An 18,351-nucleotide genomic window follows, 5' to 3' on the forward strand; every position below is an offset into this window, starting at 1 on the left:
ACTGATGGTCAGCCGCGTGCGGCGCGTGGGCGATAGGCAGTTGGGTAGTAGTCGCGGAACCAGGCGATGAAGCGCCCGAGTCCTTCATCCAGCGCTATCCGGGGCTGAAAACCGGTGGCCTGGGCCAGATCGCTGGCTTCGGCACAAGTGTTGAGGACGTCGCCCGGCTGCAAGGGCAGCAGCTCGACCACGGCTTTTTGACCGAGGTGTTTTTCGATCAGCGCCAGGTAGGTTTTCAGTTCCACCGGGTGCTGGCCGCCGATGTTGAACAGCCGCCACGGCGCCATGCTGCTGGCGGGATCGGGCTGTTCGCGGTTCCATTCAGGGTTGGCTTGTGGCGGTTGCGGGATGAGGCGGGCGATGCTTTCGATGATGTCGTCGATGTAGGTGAAATCGCGCTGATGCTCGCCGTAGTTGAACAGCTTCAGCGGTTGCCCCTCGCTGATCGCCTTGGCGAACTGGATCGGCGACATGTCCGGCCGGCCCCACGGCCCGTACACGGTAAAAAAGCGCAGCCCGGTGCAGGGAATGCCAAACAGGTGGCTGTAGCTGTGGGCCATCAGTTCGTTGGCTTTCTTGGTCGCTGCGTACAGCGACAGCGGATGATTGACGCCGTCCTTCACCGAATACGGCGTGGTCTGATTGGCGCCATACACCGAGCTCGACGAGGCGTAGATCAGGTGCTCGACCGGATGCTGCCGGCAGCTCTCCAGAATGTTGAGGAAACCCTGCAGATTGCTGTCCAGGTACGCCCGCGGATTCTCCAGCGAATAACGCACCCCGGCTTGCGCGGCGAGGTGGATTACCACTTGCGGACATTCCCGGACGAACAGCGCTTCGATGGCCGACGCATCGGCCAGGTCAACCGTAGCGAGCTGGAAATCGCCGACCTGCTCGCGCACCCATTGCACGCGATCGTGCTTGAGCTGCGGATCGTAGTAGGCGTTGAAATTATCCAGACCGACCACTGTGTGTCCGTCGCGCATCAGCCGCAAAACGCAATGGGCACCAATGAAGCCGGCCGCGCCGGTGACCAGGATTTTCATGGGCGCAGCCCTTCGGGGGCGATGTGGCGCAGGCCGATGCCGCTGTAATGCAGGCCTGCAGCGGCCAGATGTTCCGGGTTGTAGAGGTTGCGACCGTCAATCACCACCCGCGCTCGCAGCTTGCTGGCCAGCCATTCGAAATCCACCACGCGGAAGTTTTTCCACTCGGTGCAGATCACCAGCGCATCGGCATCCTCCAGCGTGTCGTCGCGGGTGGCGCACAGGTGCAAGTCGTTGCGGTAGCCATAGAGGCGCCGGCACTCGGACATGGCTTCCGGGTCGTACGCCTGCACGCTGGCACCTTCGGCCCACAGCGCATCCATCAAGTAACGGCTGGGGGCTTCACGCATGTCGTCGGTATTGGGCTTGAACGCCAGGCCCCAGATCGCGATGGACTTGCCGGCCAGGCCCTGGGGGAACTGCGCTTTCAGTTTGCTGAAAAGGATGTGCCGCTGACTGTCGTTGACGTCAGTGACGCTGCGCAGCAGTTTCAACGGCATGCCGTTGTGTTCGGCGGTGTGCAGCAGGGCGCGCAGATCCTTGGGAAAACACGAGCCACCGAAGCCGCAGCCCGGATAGATAAAGTGATAACCGATGCGTGGGTCGGAACCGATGCCCTTGCGTACTGATTCGATGTCAGCGCCCAGCAACTCGGTGAGGTTGGCCAGCTCGTTCATGAAGCTGATGCGCGTGGCGAGCATCGCGTTGGCCGCGTATTTGGTCAGCTCGGCGCTGCGGTTATCCATGAACATGAGTTTTTCGTGGTTGCGGCAGAAGGGCGCGTACAGCTCGCTCATTTGCTCGCGGGCCTCTTCATCGCGGGTGCCGACGATGATCCGGTCGGGGCGCATGCAATCGGCGAGGGCGCTGCCTTCTTTGAGGAATTCGGGGTTGGAGACCACGCGCACGTTCAAATCGGTCCTGCCGCGGCGCAGCAATTCGCTGTTGGCGGTGGCGAGGACTTGATCGGCGGTACCGACCGGCACCGTGGATTTGATGATCAGGGTACGATCGGCCTCCATTAAACCGGCGATCTGACGGGCAACGTTGAGCACATGGCTGAGGTCCGCGGAGCCGTCTTCATCAGCCGGGGTGCCGACCGCGATGAAAATCAGCTCGGCGTGTTCGACCGCGTCGCTGGCCTGAGTGCTGAACAGAAGGCGCGCAGCCTTGATGTTTTCTTCAAGTGCGCTGGACAGCCCTGGTTCGCTAATGGGCGGCACGGCTTGTTGCAGTTGTTTAATCTTCTTCGGGTCTATGTCAACACATAAAACCCGATGTCCGACATCTGCAAGTGCAGCAGCTTGTATAAGTCCAACATAGCCCGTGCCAAATACGCTCACGTCCATCTGCGCACCCTCGATAGAGCGAAAAGAAGAAGTTTTTAGAAGACCGTAGAAGGGGTATAGCGCAGTGTTTGAAAAGCGTGTCAGCAAAATGACATGTTGCACCTGTATAACACTTGAGGGTTTTTTGGCGATTGGCCATCAAGTCATTGCTGCGATTGGATTTGTTGATTTTTTGCAGATTTGTTCAGATTCAGAATAAGCGATAAACGGTTGTAAGCCTTACATTTCAAGGCTCCTGGCGCTGAAGGTGTGTCAGATTTGAGTCAACGTTTTTTTGACGCTTTACCGGAGAATCAGTCAATTCTTGCGCTTTGATGGCTGGGTGCTAGTGTCAGTTTCTACCCGACAAACCTTTGACTCCCCGCTTTTTTGCACGACCGGTATCGCCATGTTCAGATATGCGAAAGAACTGCTTTTAATTATCTATTTGTTGTTTTACTCCGCTTATTACATTGAGCGGGTAAATGCTATCGGCCTGGGTTTTTCTATACTTCTTTTTGGCGCGATGTTTTTGGCGCTAACTTTGGCGTTATATCTAACGGCGTATATACGTCAGACACTCATTCGACATCTATTCGCATTGGTGATGTTTGGTTCGGCGGTGTTTTTCGACATCTATACCCGTGTCACCGCGGATTACCTGAGCTACAGCAATTTCGTCTCGCTGGTGTATTCCGGCGGCTTCATTCAGGAAGCGGCGTACCAGTACCGGGACGCAATCATCCGTAGCGCGCTCAATGGCCTGCTGCTGTTGTTTGCCATCGGTCTCAAGCCGCGCCATTCGCTCATGGTGCCGAACGCGTTGCGCGTGGCGGCGCCGTTGTGTGGCGTGCTGCTGCTCAGCGCGGTGCTGTTTTTGCGCGCGGGCGAGGGTGCCCGGGGTTTGCCGATCATGTACACACCGTTGGCCTATCTGAACCTGTTTGCCTATGAAGCGCTGCACAACACCGTCGGCCCGCGTGAGCCGGTCACGCTGGCGCGCAGTTCGCAAGCGGTGGGGCATGACATCGTGCTGATCATCGACGAAAGCATCTCCGGCAATTATCTGGATATCAACGCGCCATTTGGCGTGCACAGCAATCTCAAACAGCCCCACGCAGGCGTCGACATCTTCAATTACGGTTATGCCGCGTCCATTGCCAATTGCAGCGCCGACACCAACATCACCCTGCGCTACGGTGGCACCCGCGCCGACTACATGCGCATCAACAGCACCCTGCCGTCGATCTGGCAGTACGCAAAAAAGGCCGGCCTGCGCACGGTGTACATCGACGCCCAACGTACCGGTGGCAACCTGCAGAACCTGATGAACGAGGCCGAGAAAAAGGACATCGACGAGTTTGTCCAATTCGACCGCACCAGCGTGCGCGACCGCGATATGGCCGCCGCCGCGAAGCTGATCGAACTGCTCAACGACGACAAGCCCGAGCTGATCCTGATCAACAAGGTCGGCGCGCATTTTCCGGTGCACGACAAATACCCGGATGCCTTCATGGCCTACCGCCCGACCCTGCCGCGCGGGCAGTTCACGGAAGTCGCCGATACCGGTGAGCGCGATGGTTTCAATGGTCAGGTGGATGACTGGATGCTTTATCGCAACGCCTACAAAAACACGGTTTTATGGAACGTCGGCGAGTTTTTCGCGCGGGTATTGGCCAAGGGTAATCTGAACAATGCACTGCTGATCTATACCTCCGATCACGGGCAGGATCTGCACGAACGCGGTAACCCGGGGCTCAATACCCATTGCGGCGGGGATCCGGTGGAGGAGGAGGGCCTGGTGCCGCTGGTGGTGATTCAGGGCCGCGATCTGAAAACCTTCGACTGGTCGGCGCAGTTGGCGGGGAACAAGGATCGCTCCAGTCACTACAACATCTTCCCGACACTGTTGCAGTTGATGGGTTATGACCTGGCGGGCATCGAATCGGTGTACGGCAAGCCGCTGACGGTGCCGACGGTGGATGAGTTCACCTTCAACTATCGCTTCAATGCGCGGTTGGGGGCCAAGCCGGAGTGGAAACATATTGATCTGGGCCGCATTGTGACGCCGACGCAGGCGCCGGCGAGTGTGGCAGCGGGGCAGTAGGTTTTGTATGGGCAGAACTGGCCTCGTCGCTGGCAAGCCAGCTCCCAGAGTAATTGAGGGTGTTCACACTATGGCGTTCACCCTCGCACCCTGTGGGAGCTGGCTTGCCAGCGATGAGGCCGTGTGATTCAACGCAGGATTCAGGTCTGTCACCGTCATCCGCTATTCTTGCCCCACACTGACTCATCAGGTGGCGGCATGCTCCAGATCCAAAACGTTTGCAAAAGTTACCTTACCCCCCAAGGCCCGTTACCCGTGCTGCAAGGCGTCGACCTGACGCTGGAACCCGGGAGCAGTCTGGCGTTGATGGGCGAATCCGGCAGTGGCAAAAGCACCTTGCTGCACTTGATCGCCGGTCTGGACAAGGTCGACAGCGGCAGCATTCGCAGCGGCGAGCAGCGGCTCGAAAGCATGAACGAAGCGCAACTGGCCAACTGGCGGCGCACGGAAATCGGCTTGGTGTTCCAGCAGTTCAACCTGATCGGAAGCTTGCGCGTCGAAGACAATCTGGCGTTTCAGGCACGCCTGGCCGGGCGTCACGATCCGCGTTGGCAAGCGCATCTGGTGCAACGTCTGGGCCTGGGCGATTTGCTCAAACGCTATCCCGAGCAGCTCTCGGGCGGCCAGCAGCAGCGTGTCGCGTTGGGCCGGGCGCTGGCCTCGCAGCCGAAACTGCTGTTGGCCGACGAACCGACCGGCAGCCTCGATGAAGCGACCAGTGACGAAGTGCTGCGATTGTTGCTGGAACTGCTCGACGACACGCCGACGACCTTGCTGATGGTCACTCACAGCCCTCGGGTGGCGGCGCGGTTGGCGCAGCGGGTGGTGCTGTCCAGCGGACGTTTGACGTGATTGTCTTCCGGCAAACCCTGCGTGCGCTGCTCAGCCATTGGCGACGGCACCCGGTGCAGTTTTTCAGTGTGCTGACCGGGTTGTGGCTGGCCACCAGCCTGTTGACTGGCGTCGAGGCGCTGAACAGTCAGGCTCGCGACAGTTACGCTCGCGCCAGCCAATTGATCGGCGGCGAACCGCAAGCCAGCCTCAGTACACCGAGCGGTGCGACGTTCCCCCAACAATGGTTCATCGACCTGCGGCGCCAGGGCTGGCCGGTGTCGCCACTGTTGAATGGACGCTTGAGCCTCAAGGATCACGACAATCAACGCCTGCAACTGATGGGCATCGAACCGGTGTCGCTGCCTGCCGATTCCGCTGTGGCCGGGCAGGCGATGCCGATCGAGCGTGTCGTCGAATTCTTCACGCCGCCGGGCAGTACGTGGATTTCCCCGGAAACCCTGCAGGCCCTGAACCTGCGCGAAGGCGCTACGCCGCAAACGGTCAGTGGCCAGACGTTGCCGCCGTTGCTGGCGCAAAAGGACATGGCGCCGGGCGTGTTATTGGTCGACATCGGCGTCGCGCAAACCCTGCTCGAACAACCCGGACAACTCTCGCGTTTGCTGTTGCCCAAGGATTTTCACGGCGAGTTGCCGGCCACGCTCAAAGGCCTGTTGCAGCTCAAAAGCAGCGGCGAGGAAAACAATCTGGCGCGCCTGACCGAGAGCTTTCACCTCAATCTGGATGCTTTGGGTTTTCTGTCGTTTGTTGTCGGCTTATTCATCGTGCATGCGGCCATCGGCCTGGCGCTGGAGCAACGGCGCGGCTTGCTGCGCACATTGCGTGCCTGCGGGGTCAGTGCGCGGATGTTGATGGGTTGCCTGATTTTCGAATTGGGTGTGCTGGCGCTGGTCGGCGGAGTGTTCGGGGTGATCAGCGGTTACTGGCTGGCCAGTGTATTGCTGCCGGATGTCGCCGCCAGCCTGCGCGGGTTGTACGGCGCAGAAGTGGCGGGGCAGTTGCGTCTGAGCCCTTGGTGGTGGTTCAGCGGGATCGGTTTGAGCCTGCTCGGCGCCTTGCTGGCCGGTGCCAACAGCCTGCTTCGCGCAGCGCGTTTGCCGCTGCTGGCGGTGGCGGATCCGCAAGCCTGGCATGAGCAATACACGCGCTGGTTGCGGCGTCAGGGCTGGCTGGCCCTGGTGTTGGGCGTGATTGCGCTGGTGGCGTTGCTTTGGGGCGACAGCCTGGCCAGCGGGTTTGTGCTGATGGCGGGGTTGCTGCTCGGCGCTGCGCTGGCCTTGCCGGTGCTGTTGAGTGGCGTGTTGAATCAACTGCTCGGGCGCAGTCGTTCGGTGCTCGGGCAATGGTTTCTCGCCGACTGCCGCCAGCAATTGCCGGCACTGAGCCTGGCGCTGATGGCGTTGCTTCTGGCGCTGGCGGCCAACATCGGCGCTGGCAGCATGACTGCCGGTTTTCGCCAGACTTTCAACGACTGGCTCGAACAACGCCTGAGCGCCGAGCTTTACATCAATCCGAGCAACCCGGCCCAGGCCCGCGAGATGTCCACTTGGCTGAAACAGCAGCCACTGGTGACGGCGGTGCTGCCCAACTGGCAAGTCGCGGTCACCTTGCAAGGCTGGCCGGCGGATGTCTACGGAGTGATTGATCATCCTTATTATCGCCAGCACTGGCCATTGCTCGATGCCAGTGGCGGTGATCCATGGGCGCATCTGGCGACGGATGATGCAGTGATGCTCAGCGAGCAACTCGCCCGCCGCCTGCAGGTGCGCGCCGGTGATCGCCTGACAATTCCTGCACCGAATGGCGCGTGGTCGCCGCGCGTGGTCGGCATCTACGCCGATTACGGCAATCCCAAGGGGCACTTGCTGGTCAACAGCAACCATCTGCTGCGCGGATGGCCGCAGTTGACGCCGAACCGTTTCAATCTGCGTATCGACCCACAAAACATTCCGCCATTTCTGAGTGCATTACAGGCGCGTTTTCAACTCGATGACAGCCGCATCGTCGATCAGGCGCGGCTCAAGGGCTGGTCGGTTGAAGTGTTCGAACGCACCTTCGCCGCCACGGCGGCTTTGAACACCTTGACCCTGGCGGTCGCGGGCGTGGCACTGTTTATCAGCCTGTTGACCCAGAGCCAAAGCCGCCTCGGCCAACTCGCGCCGCTGTGGGCGCTGGGCGTGACACGGCGCCAATTGATGCTGCTCAACCTCGGCCAGACCTGGCTGCTGGCGGTGCTGACGCTGGTGTTGGCGCTGCCACTGGGGATTGCGCTGGCGTGGTGTCTGGACGCGGTGATCAACGTACAGGCGTTTGGCTGGCGTCTGCCGTTGCGCGTGTTCCCTTGGCAGCTTTTGCAACTGATGGGGCTGGCGTTGCTGGCCACATTGCTGGCGTCGGCGTGGCCGTTGTATTCGCTGTACCGCACGCAACCGGCGGATCTGCTGAGGACGTTTGCCCATGAGGACTAACTTCGTTGTGCTGATGGTTCTGCTGTTGCTCGGCGGCTGCGATCAGTCAGTGCCCGAGCAAAAGGGCTTTGCCGGGATGGGCAATCAGGCACAGGCATTTACGCCGGTGGTGCCGGGGCGGGTGTTCAGCTTTCCGGCGGATCACGGTGCCCATGAGGGTTTTCGCATTGAGTGGTGGTACGTCACCGCCAATCTCAAGGATCAGCAGGGCAATGATTTCGGCGTGCAATGGACGCTGTTTCGCAGCGCCCTCAAACCGGTGCCGGAGCAGGCAGGTTGGGGCAGTCAAACGATCTGGCTGGGCCATGCGGCAGTGACTTCGGCAACGGCGCATCATGCCGCCGAGCGTTATGCCCGCGGTGGCGTTGGTCAGGCCGGCGTGCGTTTGGCGCCGTTCGAGGCGTGGATCGATGATTGGCAGTTCAGCAGTCAGGCGGTCGATCCTTTGAGTGACTTGCAACTCAGTGCGCGCGATAGATCATTTGCCTATCAACTGCATCTCACCTCCAGCCGTCCGTTGGTGCTGCAGGGCGACAAGGGGTTCAGCCAGAAATCCGAACAAGGGCAGGCGTCGTATTACTACAGCCAACCGTTTTTTCAGGCCAGTGGCACGTTGCAGATCGATGGCCAGACTTACACCGTCAGCGGCCCTGCCTGGCTCGACCGCGAGTGGAGCAGCCAGCCGCTGACAGCCAGCCAGACTGGCTGGGACTGGTTCTCTTTGCACCTGGACAGCGGCGAACACCTGATGCTTTATCGCATGCGCCAGAAGGAGGGCGCGCCGTACCTGACCGGCACCTGGATCGGCGCTGACGGCCAGACGCAAACGCTGCATAGCGAGCAGATCAAACTTGTCCCGCAAGACACCGCCAAGGTCGCCGGCCGCGCGATGCCGGTGCGCTGGACGATCAGCATTCCAGACAAGCACCTCGACATCAGCCTTTCGGCGCTCAACCCCAACGCATGGATGGACCTGCGCATTCCCTATTGGGAAGGCCCGGTGCGTGTCAGCGGCAGCCACGGCGGCAAGGGGTATCTGGAAATGACCGGGTACTGATGTGACTCCTGCGTGGATCCGGTTGAACTCCATTTGGCCGTCGAACCTCTACAAAAGGTACTTCCTGTTGAGGACCAGAGATGAGCGACGACCTGCACAAGGATTCTCCCGCCGTAAACGTCGCCCGCGAACTTGACGACCCTGAAGCCTGAGGACAACACCGATGAAACCTGAATCTGAAAACCAGCATCCTGACGAACCCCGGCCAGCGGGGGAAACCGAGCGCGACAACGACGCTCTGCGTCCTACCGATCCGAAGCAGCGTGAAGAGAGCGCTAAAGGCACGGCCAGTGGCGAATCGACCGCACAGGAAACCGCCGCGCCACAAACCAAAGCCAAGCCCTGACCAGCGTCTATGCTCAGTGACACACCCCGCGCCAGAAATGATTCCGGCGTCGGGTGCTACCACTCAACGACAGGGAAAGTACGCTTATGAAGCTTCATGCACTCGCCAGGTCCATCGCCCTCGCAACGCTGCTGTCCGCCTCCAGTCTCTCTGCGTTTGCCGCCGACATACCGCTGTCGGCAACGGTTGAAGCCGACAAAGTCACCACCAAAGTATTAGCGGTTGATGCGCAGAATCATCAGGTTGTGCTGGAAGGCGCCGAAGGCAAGCAGGTTCACGTACAGCTCACGGAGAAGGCGAAAAACCTCGCCAATCTGAAGGTTGGCGACCAGGTTACCGTGGAGGTCATGCGCTCCGTTGCGGCCTATCTCGATACCGATGTGGATAAAGGTCTGCCTGGCACCGCCGAGCGAACCGGCGAGTTGCGCAATGCCCCGGGCAGCAGCAATCCCGGCGGCGAGGCTTACCGTCAGGTGCAATTGAAAATCACCAAAATTGATTTGAAGACAAATCAGGTGACGCTGCAGAACCCTGCCGGCGTATCGAAAACCCTCAACGTCGAACGGCCTGAAATTCAGGACAAACTGAAAAATCTCAAAGTCGGGCAGAGCGTTGTAGTCACTTATACCGATGTATTAAAAGTGACCAGTCAGCACGAAAATTGAGTTATAGCTCTACAGGATGACTGCTCTTGTACAGTCTTTGTATTAGAGTAGTCATACTATTAGTTGGTTGTGGGGGCTCTGAAAGTTTCGTGAAAGGTTTATGTGGGGTTTCATCGATAAATATCTATTAACTTTCTTGTACATAATATTTACATTGAAGTATGGCGACATATCCGCCAACTTCTATTAAAATCCTTCGCGTTCGCCCAGTGTCAGGGCTCTTTACCGGTGCATGGATTGCCAGGCCATTACACTGGGCGAACACCTCCATCGGAGCAAATGTATACAATTTCAGTTAAAAAAAAGGGTGACTTTTAAAGTCACCCTTTTTATTGCCGTGAGTTAAACCGATGTTTGTATCCCGCGTTTGTCTCGCTGTCCCTGGAAACGCTCGATAGTCGCCTGGTACATTTTCGTCCGACGGTGATTTTTCCCGTAGGTGCCTGCAGCGGCGACCGTTCCTGCCTGGATGTGATCGAGATAACGGAAGATCTTGCGCGGCGACAGCAGTTTGATGCCGTATCCAAGGCTCACCATTCGATCCTGCAGGGTGTAACCGGGTACGCGGTCATCCATGCAGAAGTGCAGGCCATGAGACTTCATCAATCGCACGTTCCACAACGTACAGAAACTTTTCAGGTGAGTTTCCTTATAAGGTCTTGGCGGTTTGGATTTCATCCCCAGACGAACTTTTGCCTGACGAACATAATGCTTGCAAAAGCGTGAAGTTAAACGCCAGGTGTCCCGGACAATCCCCCGATTGATTTGCTCGACACAACCAACTGCGGCGATGTCCGCACTTTTTGTGCACTCGCGCAGCATCATTTCAAACACTTCTTTGTCATAGACGAAGGTGTCGGTGTGGAGCAAAAACAAGTAATCGGTTTCAACCTGTTCCAGCGCCAGATCAAGTGCCTTGCCATGGGCAATATGGCCCGCTTCTTTGCCCGGAGAAGGCCGCTCGATCAAGTTGATCCAGTCGAGCGAACGCAAATAATCCAGACTCTCATCCGCGGAATCGTTGTCCACCACCCACACTGGAATGCGCTTTTCCTGGGCGTGCTGGTGCAATAGTTCCAGGCACATCCGAGTAATGTCGGCGGTCTTGTAATTGACCAGGACAAGGCTGAAGTTCGGCTGTGGTTGGGTTGGCAGATTAAACGCACTCATAACAGAAAGACTCATCCACGGTTCAATGACGACAGGGGGCTCATGGACCGGGATAGTAGCGATGCAACCTTAGCCGAACCTTAATATGCAGGTCTGGCAGCGCTTCAGAATGTGTCGAAGTGAGTCGAGAGAAAGCCGCTGTATTTGCTTGGCGCGCTCGGGTTAAAGGCTAGAATGCCCGCTCAATTCACGATCCAAGGAAGAAGCGGCGATCGCCGTTGCGTCACGGATGAAACCACTTTCCCTCTACCACCCGGCGTTGTACTGGCTGCGCGTGTGGCAAAAAAGACTGTTCCGGCACATCGCCTGGCACTGCTCCAGCAAGCGTTACGCTCGACCCGTTGTGTCGACCGAACGCCTGCCATTTCGCTACCTCAAACACACCTCGAAACTCATCCGTAAACTCGGCGACTCCGACCTCGCCCTGCAACACAACAAAGTCATCAACCTCAAACTCGCCGTCGCTGCCATCGACGGCGTCATCATTGCGCCTGGCGAACATTTCTCCTTCTGCCGTCTCGTCGGCCGCCCAACGCGTAAACGTGGTTACGTTGAAGGGATGGAATTGTCCTTCGGCGAGGCCCGTACCGGCGTCGGTGGCGGGATATGCCAATTGAGCAATCTGATTCATTGGATGGCCATACATTCACCGTTGGTGGTGGTTGAGCGCTCCAATCACAGCTTCGATCCGTTTCCGGATGAGGGACGAGTACTGCCGTTTGGCTCCGGTGCGGCGATTTTCTATAACTACATTGACCTGGTGCTGCATAACCCGACAGACCGGTGTTTTCAGTTGAAGTTGAATGTCGGGCAGACGCAACTGGAAGGTGAGTTGTTATGTGACCAGGTGCGGGCGTATCGGTATCACGTTTTCCAGGAAGGGCATCGGTTTGTGCGCGAAGGGGAACGGGTATATCGGGAGAATGAGATCTGGCGGGAAGTTCGGGAAAAGGGGCAGGTGGGGGCATTGGTGATGCGCGAAAGGCTTTATCGCAATCGTGTGGTGGTCAAGTATGCGGTGGCGGACGAGTTGATCGGATAGGGCTGGCGCAAACTGCGCAACTTCTTGCGCAGTACGGCCGAAGGCCATCATTGGCCGTGCAATGAGTCAAAAGCAAACGATCGACGACCTGCCGTTAGATTATTTTCAGCCCCAACACTTTCGCGCACTCTTCAATCGAACGCCTCTGCGTCTCGGCATACAACCCCAACTCATCAATGGTCGAGCGCCCCAGCGCCTGTTCGAACGCCTGTCTATTGGAGTGCTCGCCATAATGCGCCTGGGCGGCATCCCCAAGGTTCGACTGAAAAATTCCCGCTGCACTGACCGGCAGGAAATCTTCGTACACCAGCGGCTCAGCTTTCACATAACCATTGCGCAACAAATCCTCTAGCGAGGCGTCACCGAGGCTACCCGACGCCATGCCTTTTTCCGTAGCGAAGTAGCGAAAGTACGCCAACTCATGTTCGCGCATGCCGTCGACGCTGTCGGGAAATTCGCCAAAGTGTTGAGTCATCAGCGTGTTGTAGCGTGAGGCATTGCCTTCGTTGGGGAAATCACCGAGCTCATCGCGAGCCGCATTCAGTAATCGGTCATACAGCGCCCGACCCTTGGGTGTCAGCGCGGCGCCGCGTTGTTCGATTTCGCCAAAACGCGCACTGTGGCTGCCACGGGTTTCGCTCTGATCGGTGAATGCGACTGGCTCATCCAGCGCTTTGAAACTGGTCTGGCGCAGCAGGATCGGGCATTGCCGGCGAGGTGGGCCTTCGATCACCGCTTTGGGCGTGATGCCATGGGCCGGCATCTGTTCCTGGACGATATCGATGTCCAGCGTGCGCGGGGTCAGGTGATTGATATGTGGGCCTTTGAACGCCACGACATCGGCGATCAACCGGTGTTGGGCGCTCAACGTCTGATACTGCGCAGCGGTAACGGTTGCGCTGTGATGCCAACGAAAGGTTTCCAATGCCTGCAGGACGAATTCCTGCGATTCGGTTTCATTGAGTCCGCCAGCCGTTTCAGCCTGGGCGATCAAACGCAGCGCCGCGTCGGTAAAGATCGAACGTTTGGCCAGGATTGACTCGGCGAAAGCGCGCAGCTCAGGGTCTTCAATCAACTCCAGCCGCAACAACGACGTGAACACTCGAAACGGACTGATTTGCAGCGCATCTTCATGCACCGCGCGAAACGCCGTCGAATGCACCGGCACGCCCGCTGGCGTCAGGTCGTAATACCCCACCGGTTGCATGCCCATGACCGCAAACAAGCGGGCGAGGGTGGCCAGTTCCGTTGCGGTGCCGATGCGGATGGCGCCATGGCGTTCCATGTGCAGGCGTTCGATTTCGCCGGTGCTGTCTAGCTGCCCGGCGATGCCTGGCTCACGGGAAAGCACGTCACGGTTGGTCTGTTCCACCAGTTCCATCAGTGTGCCGTACAGCGGCACTTCTTCGCGGTACATATCGGACATCGCTTTGGAGAAGCGTTGGCGGATCAGGTCGGGGCTGACGAAAGGCTGCACGGTCATGAAATAAATTCCTGCCACGGTCACGTAATGGATAGGAGAAAAGATCGCAGCCTTCTCCTGCGCGGGCAAACGAAGAATCCTACGAACTTCATTCTGCCAACGACTGATCCACCCGTTCGATCCAGTGCATAACCGGCGTGCGTCCGGCGCTGGCCAAGTGGCTCTGGCAACCGATGTTGGAGGTGACGATCAACTGCGGGCGGCCGCTTTCCAAGGCATTGAGGCGGTTGTCGCGCAGTTGCCGCGCCAGTGTCGGTTGGGTCAGGGAATAGGTGCCCGCCGAGCCGCAGCACAAGTGGCCGTCCGGCACCGCCGTCAGGTTGAAGCCGAGGCGGGTCAGCACCGCTTCCACCGCACCGCCGAGTTTCAGCGCGTGCTGCAAGGTGCACGGGCAATGCACAGCGATCCGCTGTTCGCTGGCGGCGCAGATCTGCTCCAGCGGTTCTTGCGCGAGAATCTGCACCAGATCGATCGTCATTTCGCTGATCCGCCGTGCCTTGTCGGCATAGACCGGATCGGCCTCGAGCAGATGCCCGTAATCCTTGATGAACGCGCCGCAGCCGCTGGCGGTCTGCACGATGGCTTCGGCGCCGTTTTGCAGGTGTGGCCACCAGGCGTCGATGTTCTGCCGGGCGCGGTCGAGCCCTTTGGCCTGGGCGTCGAGGTGATAATCCAGCGCCCCACAGCAACCGGCCTCGGCTACCGGGATGACGCTGATGCCGAGTCGGTCGAGCACCCGCGCCGTGGCGTCATTGGTGTTCGGCGACAAACCCGGCTGCACGCAGCCTTCCAGCAACATGACGCGGCGCGCATGCCGAGGGACGGGACGCAACCCCGACGTCAGCATGGGCTGCGGCAGTTTGCTTTCAAACATTCGCGGCAACAGCGGCCGAAACGTGGCGCCCACCCGCAGCAAACCTTTGAACAATCGCGGATTCGGCGCCAGTGCGCGCAGGCCTTCACGCAACAAGCGTTGCGCCGCCGGACGCGGCACTGCCTGATCAACCACCGCCCGCCCGATATCGAGCAAGTTGTGATAGTCGACGCCGGACGGACAGGTGGTTTCGCAATTGCGGCACGACAGGCAGCGGTCCAGATGCAGTTGCGTCTGTGCGGTCGCCGGCGCGCCTTCGAGCACTTGCTTGATCAGATAGATGCGCCCGCGCGGGCCATCAAGCTCATCGCCGAGCAACTGATACGTCGGACACGTCGCGTTGCAAAAGCCGCAATGCACGCAGCTACGGAGAATCTTTTCCGCCTCGGCGGCGCGGGGCAATTGTCGGGATTGCTCGCTGAGGGTTGTTTGCATGGCTAAAACTCCGCGTACATCCGGCCGGTGTTGAACAGCCCTTGCGGGTCGAGTTGCGCCTTGAGTTGCCGGTGATAGCGCAGCAGTGTCGTCGGCAACGGCTGGAACGGTGACGAGGTGGCGCCATGGGTGAAGCAGGTGGCGTGGCCGCCGAGTTCCTGGGCAAGGCTATGAATGTGTTGGCTGTCGGATTTCAACCAGCGTTGCGCGCCGGCCCAGTCGATCAGTTGCGCGCCGGGCAGATCCAGCACGCCGAGATTGTTCGGCAGCGACAGGCGCCATAACGGCAGGCCTTCGTCAAAGAATGGCGAACGTTGCTCGTTCAAATCACGCCAGAACAGCGAGTCCAGCGGTTCACCACCCAGGCGTTGATGCGCCGCCGTCACCGAGCCCTCGCCACCCTCAAGGCGCAGATACAAACTGTCGCCATCGTGGCACGCAGCGCTGATCGGCAGCGGTTGCTGGCCCCATTCGGCGAGATTGGCCAGTGCCCTGGCGCAGTCGATATCCAGGCGAATACTCAGGCATTGCCGGGGTTTGGGCAGGACTTTCAGCGAGACTTCGGTGAGCACGCCGAGGCAACCGTAACTGCCGGCCATCAGCCGCGAGAGGTCATAACCGGCAACGTTTTTCATCACTTCGCCGCCGAAACGCAGGTGTTGGCCCAGACCGGTAATCACTCGTGTACCAAGAACGAAATCGCGCACCGAGCCAGACCATGGCCGCCGAGGCCCGGACAAACCCGTCGCAATCATGCCGCCGACCGTGGCGCTTTCACCGAATGCTGGCGGCTCGCACGGTAACATTTGCCCGGCGGCATCCAGTGCCGCAAGCAACTCGGACAATGGCGTTCCGGCGCGCACGCTGACCACCAGTTCGGTCGGCTCATAGCGCACGATGCCGCGATGCACGCGAGTGTCGAGCACCTCACCGGCCACTTCGCGGCCGAGAAACGCCTTGCTGTTGCCGCCCTGAATTTTCAGCGGCGTGGCATTGGCCCGCGCTTCATTGACCTGATCGAGCAGGGCGCTGGCGCCGTCGACGTCAGCCATCAGAAGCGCTCCAGTTCGGGAAATGGCAATTGCCCGGCATGAATGTGCATCGCGCCAAACTCGGCGCAGCGGTGCAGCGTCGGGATGTTCTTGCCGGGGTTGAGCAGGCCTAGCGGGTCGAACGCGGTTTTGACGGCGTGAAACAGGGTCAATTCTTCGCTGTTGAATTGCGCGCACATCTGATTGATTTTTTCGCGGCCGACCCCGTGTTCGCCGGTGATGCTGCCGCCGACCTGCACGCACAGTTCCAGAATTTTGCCGCCCAGGGCTTCTGCGCGGTGCAGTTCACCGGGTTGGTTGGCGTCGAACAGAATCAGTGGATGCATGTTGCCGTCGCCGGCATGGAAGACATTCGCCACGCGCAAACCGTATTCCTCGCCGAGGCGGGCGATGCCTTGCAGGACGCCGGGCAATTCGCGCCGCGGAATGGTGCCGTCCATGCAGTAATAGTCCGGCGACAAGCGGCCGATGGCCGGAAAGGCGTTTTTGCGCCCGGCCCAGAAACGCACGCGTTCGGCTTCGTCACGCGCCTGACGCACCTCAGTGGCGCCGGCCTCGGTCATCACGTCGCGAACCCGCTGGCAGTCGTCGTGGACATCCGCTTCGACGCCATCGAGTTCGCACAACAGAATGGCTTCGGCGTCGACCGGATAACCGGCGTGGATAAAGTCTTCGGCGGCGCGAATGGCGAGGTTATCCATCATCTCCAAACCGCCGGGAATGATCCCCGCGGCGATGATTTCGGCCACGGCGCGTCCGGCCTTTTCCACGGAATCGAAACTGGCCAGCAGCACTTTGGCGACCTGCGGTTTGGGCAGCAGTTTGACCGTGACTTCGGTGATGATCCCCAGCAAGCCTTCAGAACCGGTGAACAGCGCAAGCAAGTCGAAACCGGGCGAATCGTAGGCTTCGGAGCCCAGGGTCAGGCGTTCGCCTTCAATCGTCAGCACTTCGATTTTCAGCAGGTTGTGCACGGTCAGGCCGTACTTGAGGCAATGCACACCACCAGCGTTTTCAGCGACGTTGCCGCCAATCGAACAGGCGATCTGCGACGAGGGATCCGGCGCGTAATACAGCCCGAACGGCGCGGCGGCCTGGGAAATCGCCAGATTGCGCACGCCTGGCTGGACCCGTGCAGTGCGGGCGGCCGGGTCGATGTGGAGGATGGTGTTGAAGCGCGCCATCACCAGCAACAGGCCTTTTTCCAGGGGCAATGCGCCGCCGGAAAGACCAGTGCCGGCGCCGCGGGCGACCACCGGAACGTTTTGTTTATGGCAGAGTTCAAGCAGGGTTTGCACCTGCTCGAGACGCCGGGGCAGGGCGACCAGCATCGGGGTGGTGCGGTAGGCGGAGAGTCCATCGCATTCGTAGGGTTTGAGTTCCTCCTCGCGCCAGAGAATGTCGAGGTCAGGGATGGCGTGTTGCAAGGCCTTGAGCAGATCGGCCTTGTTGACATCAGGCAGCCGACCGTCGAGGCGTTCGTCGTAAAGAATGTTCATTTTTGCTTGCCCAAAAACTCCCGATACAACCGCGCGGTGTCCCCCGGCTGTTCGACCATCGGCATATGCCCGACGTGGTCCCAGACATCCACCTGCAAATTGGCGATGCCTTTGCTCCAGATCGGCACGCTGCTGACATCGATCAGGCGGTCCTTGCGGCCCCACAGCAGCAGCGCCGGGCATTTGATGTCCGGCAGTTTCGGCTCCATCGGCGGGCTGGCGCGGAAATCGCGGAAGATCTCTTCCAGTTCATCGCGCTGGTTTTCATAACGCTGGGCGATCGCATCCAGCACGGGCTTAGGCACCCACGGCGGTGAGGCCATGGTCATCGCATAAAACTGCTGGAATTCTTCCCGGGAGTTGATCAGAAACGGGTTGTGCCCACGGGCCAGGTGACGCTCCATGTCGCTGACCTCGGGGGCGGTGACGCCGGCCGGGTCGATCAACGCCAGCGAAGCGATCCGCTCCGGATACGTTGCCGCCAGCCAGGCCGCGATGTAACCGCCCATGGAGTTGCCGATCACGTGGACTTTCTCCACGCCGCAGACGTCGAGTAACTGGATCATGCGCTTGGCCTGAACCGCAATGTCATAGCCGCCACCCGCCTTGAAGCCGGTTTCACCATGGCCGGCCAGATCCGGAATGATCACCCGATACTCGCGGACGAAATGCCGGGAGAAGCGCAGCCACAGGTTTTTGTCGCCGCTATAGCCGTGCAGCATCAGGATCGCACTGGCCGCTTCATACGGCCCACCCTGCCAGGTCGAGACGGTCATCTCGGCGATCGGCACTTCGATCTTGTGCAGTTTGTACAACTTGGCCTCGATGGCCATGTTCAGGTCATACAGCCAATGGCCGACCGCCGGATAACTCAACCAGCTCCAGGCCACGAACACCGCGAGGGCGACAAACAGCAAAAGCATCGAC

Annotated in this window: 15 protein-coding genes; 7 read left to right on the forward strand and 8 right to left on the reverse strand. The window is 59.5% G+C overall.

The genetic code is table 11. The annotated features are described in order from the left end of the window. Positions 1–8: 8 nt before the first annotated feature. Together AB4P97_RS06315 and AB4P97_RS06320 are read right to left on the reverse strand one after the other, a co-directional pair. Positions 9–1,046: an NAD-dependent epimerase gene (locus tag AB4P97_RS06315; RefSeq protein WP_042559766.1), complete on the reverse strand. Its 1,038-nt coding sequence runs from the start codon at positions 1,044–1,046 to the stop codon at positions 9–11. Further along, a complete protein-coding gene (locus tag AB4P97_RS06320; protein ID WP_042559765.1) occupies positions 1,043–2,395 on the reverse strand; it encodes a UDP-glucose/GDP-mannose dehydrogenase family protein in 1,353 nt (450 codons plus the stop codon). The genes AB4P97_RS06315 and AB4P97_RS06320 overlap by 4 nt, the downstream gene beginning before the upstream one ends. Before the next feature lie 388 nt (positions 2,396–2,783). Here AB4P97_RS06320 and AB4P97_RS06325 point away from each other — a divergent pair, with 388 nt between their 5' ends. The 6 genes from AB4P97_RS06325 (at position 2,784) to AB4P97_RS06350 (ending at position 9,869) form a co-directional block, all read left to right on the forward strand. Continuing rightward, positions 2,784–4,481, forward strand: coding sequence for a sulfatase-like hydrolase/transferase (locus tag AB4P97_RS06325; protein ID WP_395602252.1), 1,698 nt, complete (start codon positions 2,784–2,786; stop codon positions 4,479–4,481). Positions 4,482–4,679: 198 nt separating this feature from the next. Next, positions 4,680–5,333 carry an ABC transporter ATP-binding protein gene (locus tag AB4P97_RS06330; RefSeq protein ID WP_047300559.1) on the forward strand — a complete coding sequence of 218 codons (654 nt, stop codon included), beginning with the start codon at positions 4,680–4,682 and terminating at the stop codon, positions 5,331–5,333. After that, positions 5,330–7,801 carry an FtsX-like permease family protein gene (locus AB4P97_RS06335; RefSeq protein WP_395602253.1) on the forward strand — a complete coding sequence of 824 codons (2,472 nt, stop codon included), beginning with the start codon at positions 5,330–5,332 and terminating at the stop codon, positions 7,799–7,801. The genes AB4P97_RS06330 and AB4P97_RS06335 overlap by 4 nt, the downstream gene beginning before the upstream one ends. Next, the gene (locus AB4P97_RS06340; RefSeq protein ID WP_395602254.1) at positions 7,791–8,858 is read left to right on the forward strand and encodes a lipocalin-like domain-containing protein; all 1,068 of its coding nucleotides are present in this window, start codon (positions 7,791–7,793) and stop codon (positions 8,856–8,858) included. The genes AB4P97_RS06335 and AB4P97_RS06340 overlap by 11 nt, the downstream gene beginning before the upstream one ends. Before the next feature lie 163 nt (positions 8,859–9,021). Then, a complete protein-coding gene (locus AB4P97_RS06345) occupies positions 9,022–9,204 on the forward strand; it encodes a hypothetical protein (protein WP_042559760.1) in 183 nt (60 codons plus the stop codon). An 86-nt stretch (positions 9,205–9,290) separates the two neighbouring features. Further along, the gene (locus tag AB4P97_RS06350; RefSeq protein WP_395602255.1) at positions 9,291–9,869 is read left to right on the forward strand and encodes a hypothetical protein; all 579 of its coding nucleotides are present in this window, start codon (positions 9,291–9,293) and stop codon (positions 9,867–9,869) included. 342 nt (positions 9,870–10,211) lie between these two features. Here the strand turns inward: AB4P97_RS06350 and AB4P97_RS06355 are convergent, their stop codons facing one another. After that, positions 10,212–11,039, reverse strand: a complete 828-nt coding sequence (locus AB4P97_RS06355; RefSeq protein ID WP_395602256.1) for a glycosyltransferase family 2 protein — start codon at positions 11,037–11,039, stop codon at positions 10,212–10,214. 229 nt (positions 11,040–11,268) lie between these two features. Between AB4P97_RS06355 and AB4P97_RS06360 the strand changes: the two genes are divergently transcribed. After that, entirely contained in the window at positions 11,269–12,081 is an 813-nt protein-coding gene (locus tag AB4P97_RS06360) for a VanW family protein (RefSeq protein WP_395598962.1), read from the forward strand. A 94-nt stretch (positions 12,082–12,175) separates the two neighbouring features. Here the strand turns inward: AB4P97_RS06360 and AB4P97_RS06365 are convergent, their stop codons facing one another. The 5 genes from AB4P97_RS06365 to AB4P97_RS06385 all read right to left on the reverse strand — a co-directional run bounded on the left by AB4P97_RS06365 (position 12,176) and on the right by AB4P97_RS06385 (position 18,347). Further along, positions 12,176–13,564 (reverse strand): VOC family protein, encoded by a 1,389-nt coding sequence (locus AB4P97_RS06365; protein ID WP_395602257.1) that lies wholly within the window; start codon positions 13,562–13,564, stop codon positions 12,176–12,178. An 88-nt stretch (positions 13,565–13,652) separates the two neighbouring features. Beyond that, on the reverse strand, positions 13,653–14,873 hold the full coding sequence (gene glcF, locus AB4P97_RS06370; protein WP_395602258.1) for a glycolate oxidase subunit GlcF: 1,221 nt from the start codon (positions 14,871–14,873) through the stop codon (positions 13,653–13,655). Between the two features lie 2 nt (positions 14,874–14,875). Continuing rightward, on the reverse strand, positions 14,876–15,925 hold the full coding sequence (gene glcE / locus AB4P97_RS06375; protein WP_395602259.1) for a glycolate oxidase subunit GlcE: 1,050 nt from the start codon (positions 15,923–15,925) through the stop codon (positions 14,876–14,878). Beyond that, a complete protein-coding gene (gene glcD, locus AB4P97_RS06380) occupies positions 15,925–17,424 on the reverse strand; it encodes a glycolate oxidase subunit GlcD (RefSeq protein WP_273875660.1) in 1,500 nt (499 codons plus the stop codon). Before glcD ends, glcE begins: the two co-directional genes overlap by 1 nt. Beyond that, positions 17,421–18,347, reverse strand: a complete 927-nt coding sequence (locus tag AB4P97_RS06385; RefSeq protein WP_042559751.1) for an alpha/beta fold hydrolase — start codon at positions 18,345–18,347, stop codon at positions 17,421–17,423. The genes glcD and AB4P97_RS06385 overlap by 4 nt, the downstream gene beginning before the upstream one ends. Between the last annotated feature and the right edge of the window lie 4 nt (positions 18,348–18,351).

Origin of the sequence: Pseudomonas sp. A1230, assembly GCF_044218825.1 — a bacterium.
GTDB classification, from domain to species: domain Bacteria; phylum Pseudomonadota; class Gammaproteobacteria; order Pseudomonadales; family Pseudomonadaceae; genus Aquipseudomonas; species Aquipseudomonas iridis.

Bases quoted from the DNA above. Each gene is read 5' to 3' on its own strand.
- AB4P97_RS06315 (WP_042559766.1), bottom strand. From the start codon at position 1,046: ATGAAAATCCTGGTCACCGGCGCGGCCGGCTTCATTGGTGCCCATTGC.
- AB4P97_RS06320 (WP_042559765.1), bottom strand. From the start codon at position 2,395: ATGGACGTGAGCGTATTTGGCACGGGCTATGTTGGACTTATACAAGCT.
- AB4P97_RS06325 (WP_395602252.1), top strand. From the start codon at position 2,784: ATGTTCAGATATGCGAAAGAACTGCTTTTAATTATCTATTTGTTGTTT.
- AB4P97_RS06330 (WP_047300559.1), top strand. From the start codon at position 4,680: ATGCTCCAGATCCAAAACGTTTGCAAAAGTTACCTTACCCCCCAAGGC.
- AB4P97_RS06340 (WP_395602254.1), top strand. From the start codon at position 7,791: ATGAGGACTAACTTCGTTGTGCTGATGGTTCTGCTGTTGCTCGGCGGC.
- AB4P97_RS06345 (WP_042559760.1), top strand. From the start codon at position 9,022: ATGAAACCTGAATCTGAAAACCAGCATCCTGACGAACCCCGGCCAGCG.
- AB4P97_RS06350 (WP_395602255.1), top strand. From the start codon at position 9,291: ATGAAGCTTCATGCACTCGCCAGGTCCATCGCCCTCGCAACGCTGCTG.
- AB4P97_RS06355 (WP_395602256.1), bottom strand. From the start codon at position 11,039: ATGAGTGCGTTTAATCTGCCAACCCAACCACAGCCGAACTTCAGCCTT.
- AB4P97_RS06360 (WP_395598962.1), top strand. From the start codon at position 11,269: ATGAAACCACTTTCCCTCTACCACCCGGCGTTGTACTGGCTGCGCGTG.
- AB4P97_RS06365 (WP_395602257.1), bottom strand. From the start codon at position 13,564: ATGACCGTGCAGCCTTTCGTCAGCCCCGACCTGATCCGCCAACGCTTC.
- glcF (WP_395602258.1), bottom strand. From the start codon at position 14,873: ATGCAAACAACCCTCAGCGAGCAATCCCGACAATTGCCCCGCGCCGCC.
- glcE (WP_395602259.1), bottom strand. From the start codon at position 15,925: ATGGCTGACGTCGACGGCGCCAGCGCCCTGCTCGATCAGGTCAATGAA.
- glcD (WP_273875660.1), bottom strand. From the start codon at position 17,424: ATGAACATTCTTTACGACGAACGCCTCGACGGTCGGCTGCCTGATGTC.
- AB4P97_RS06385 (WP_042559751.1), bottom strand. From the start codon at position 18,347: ATGCTTTTGCTGTTTGTCGCCCTCGCGGTGTTCGTGGCCTGGAGCTGG.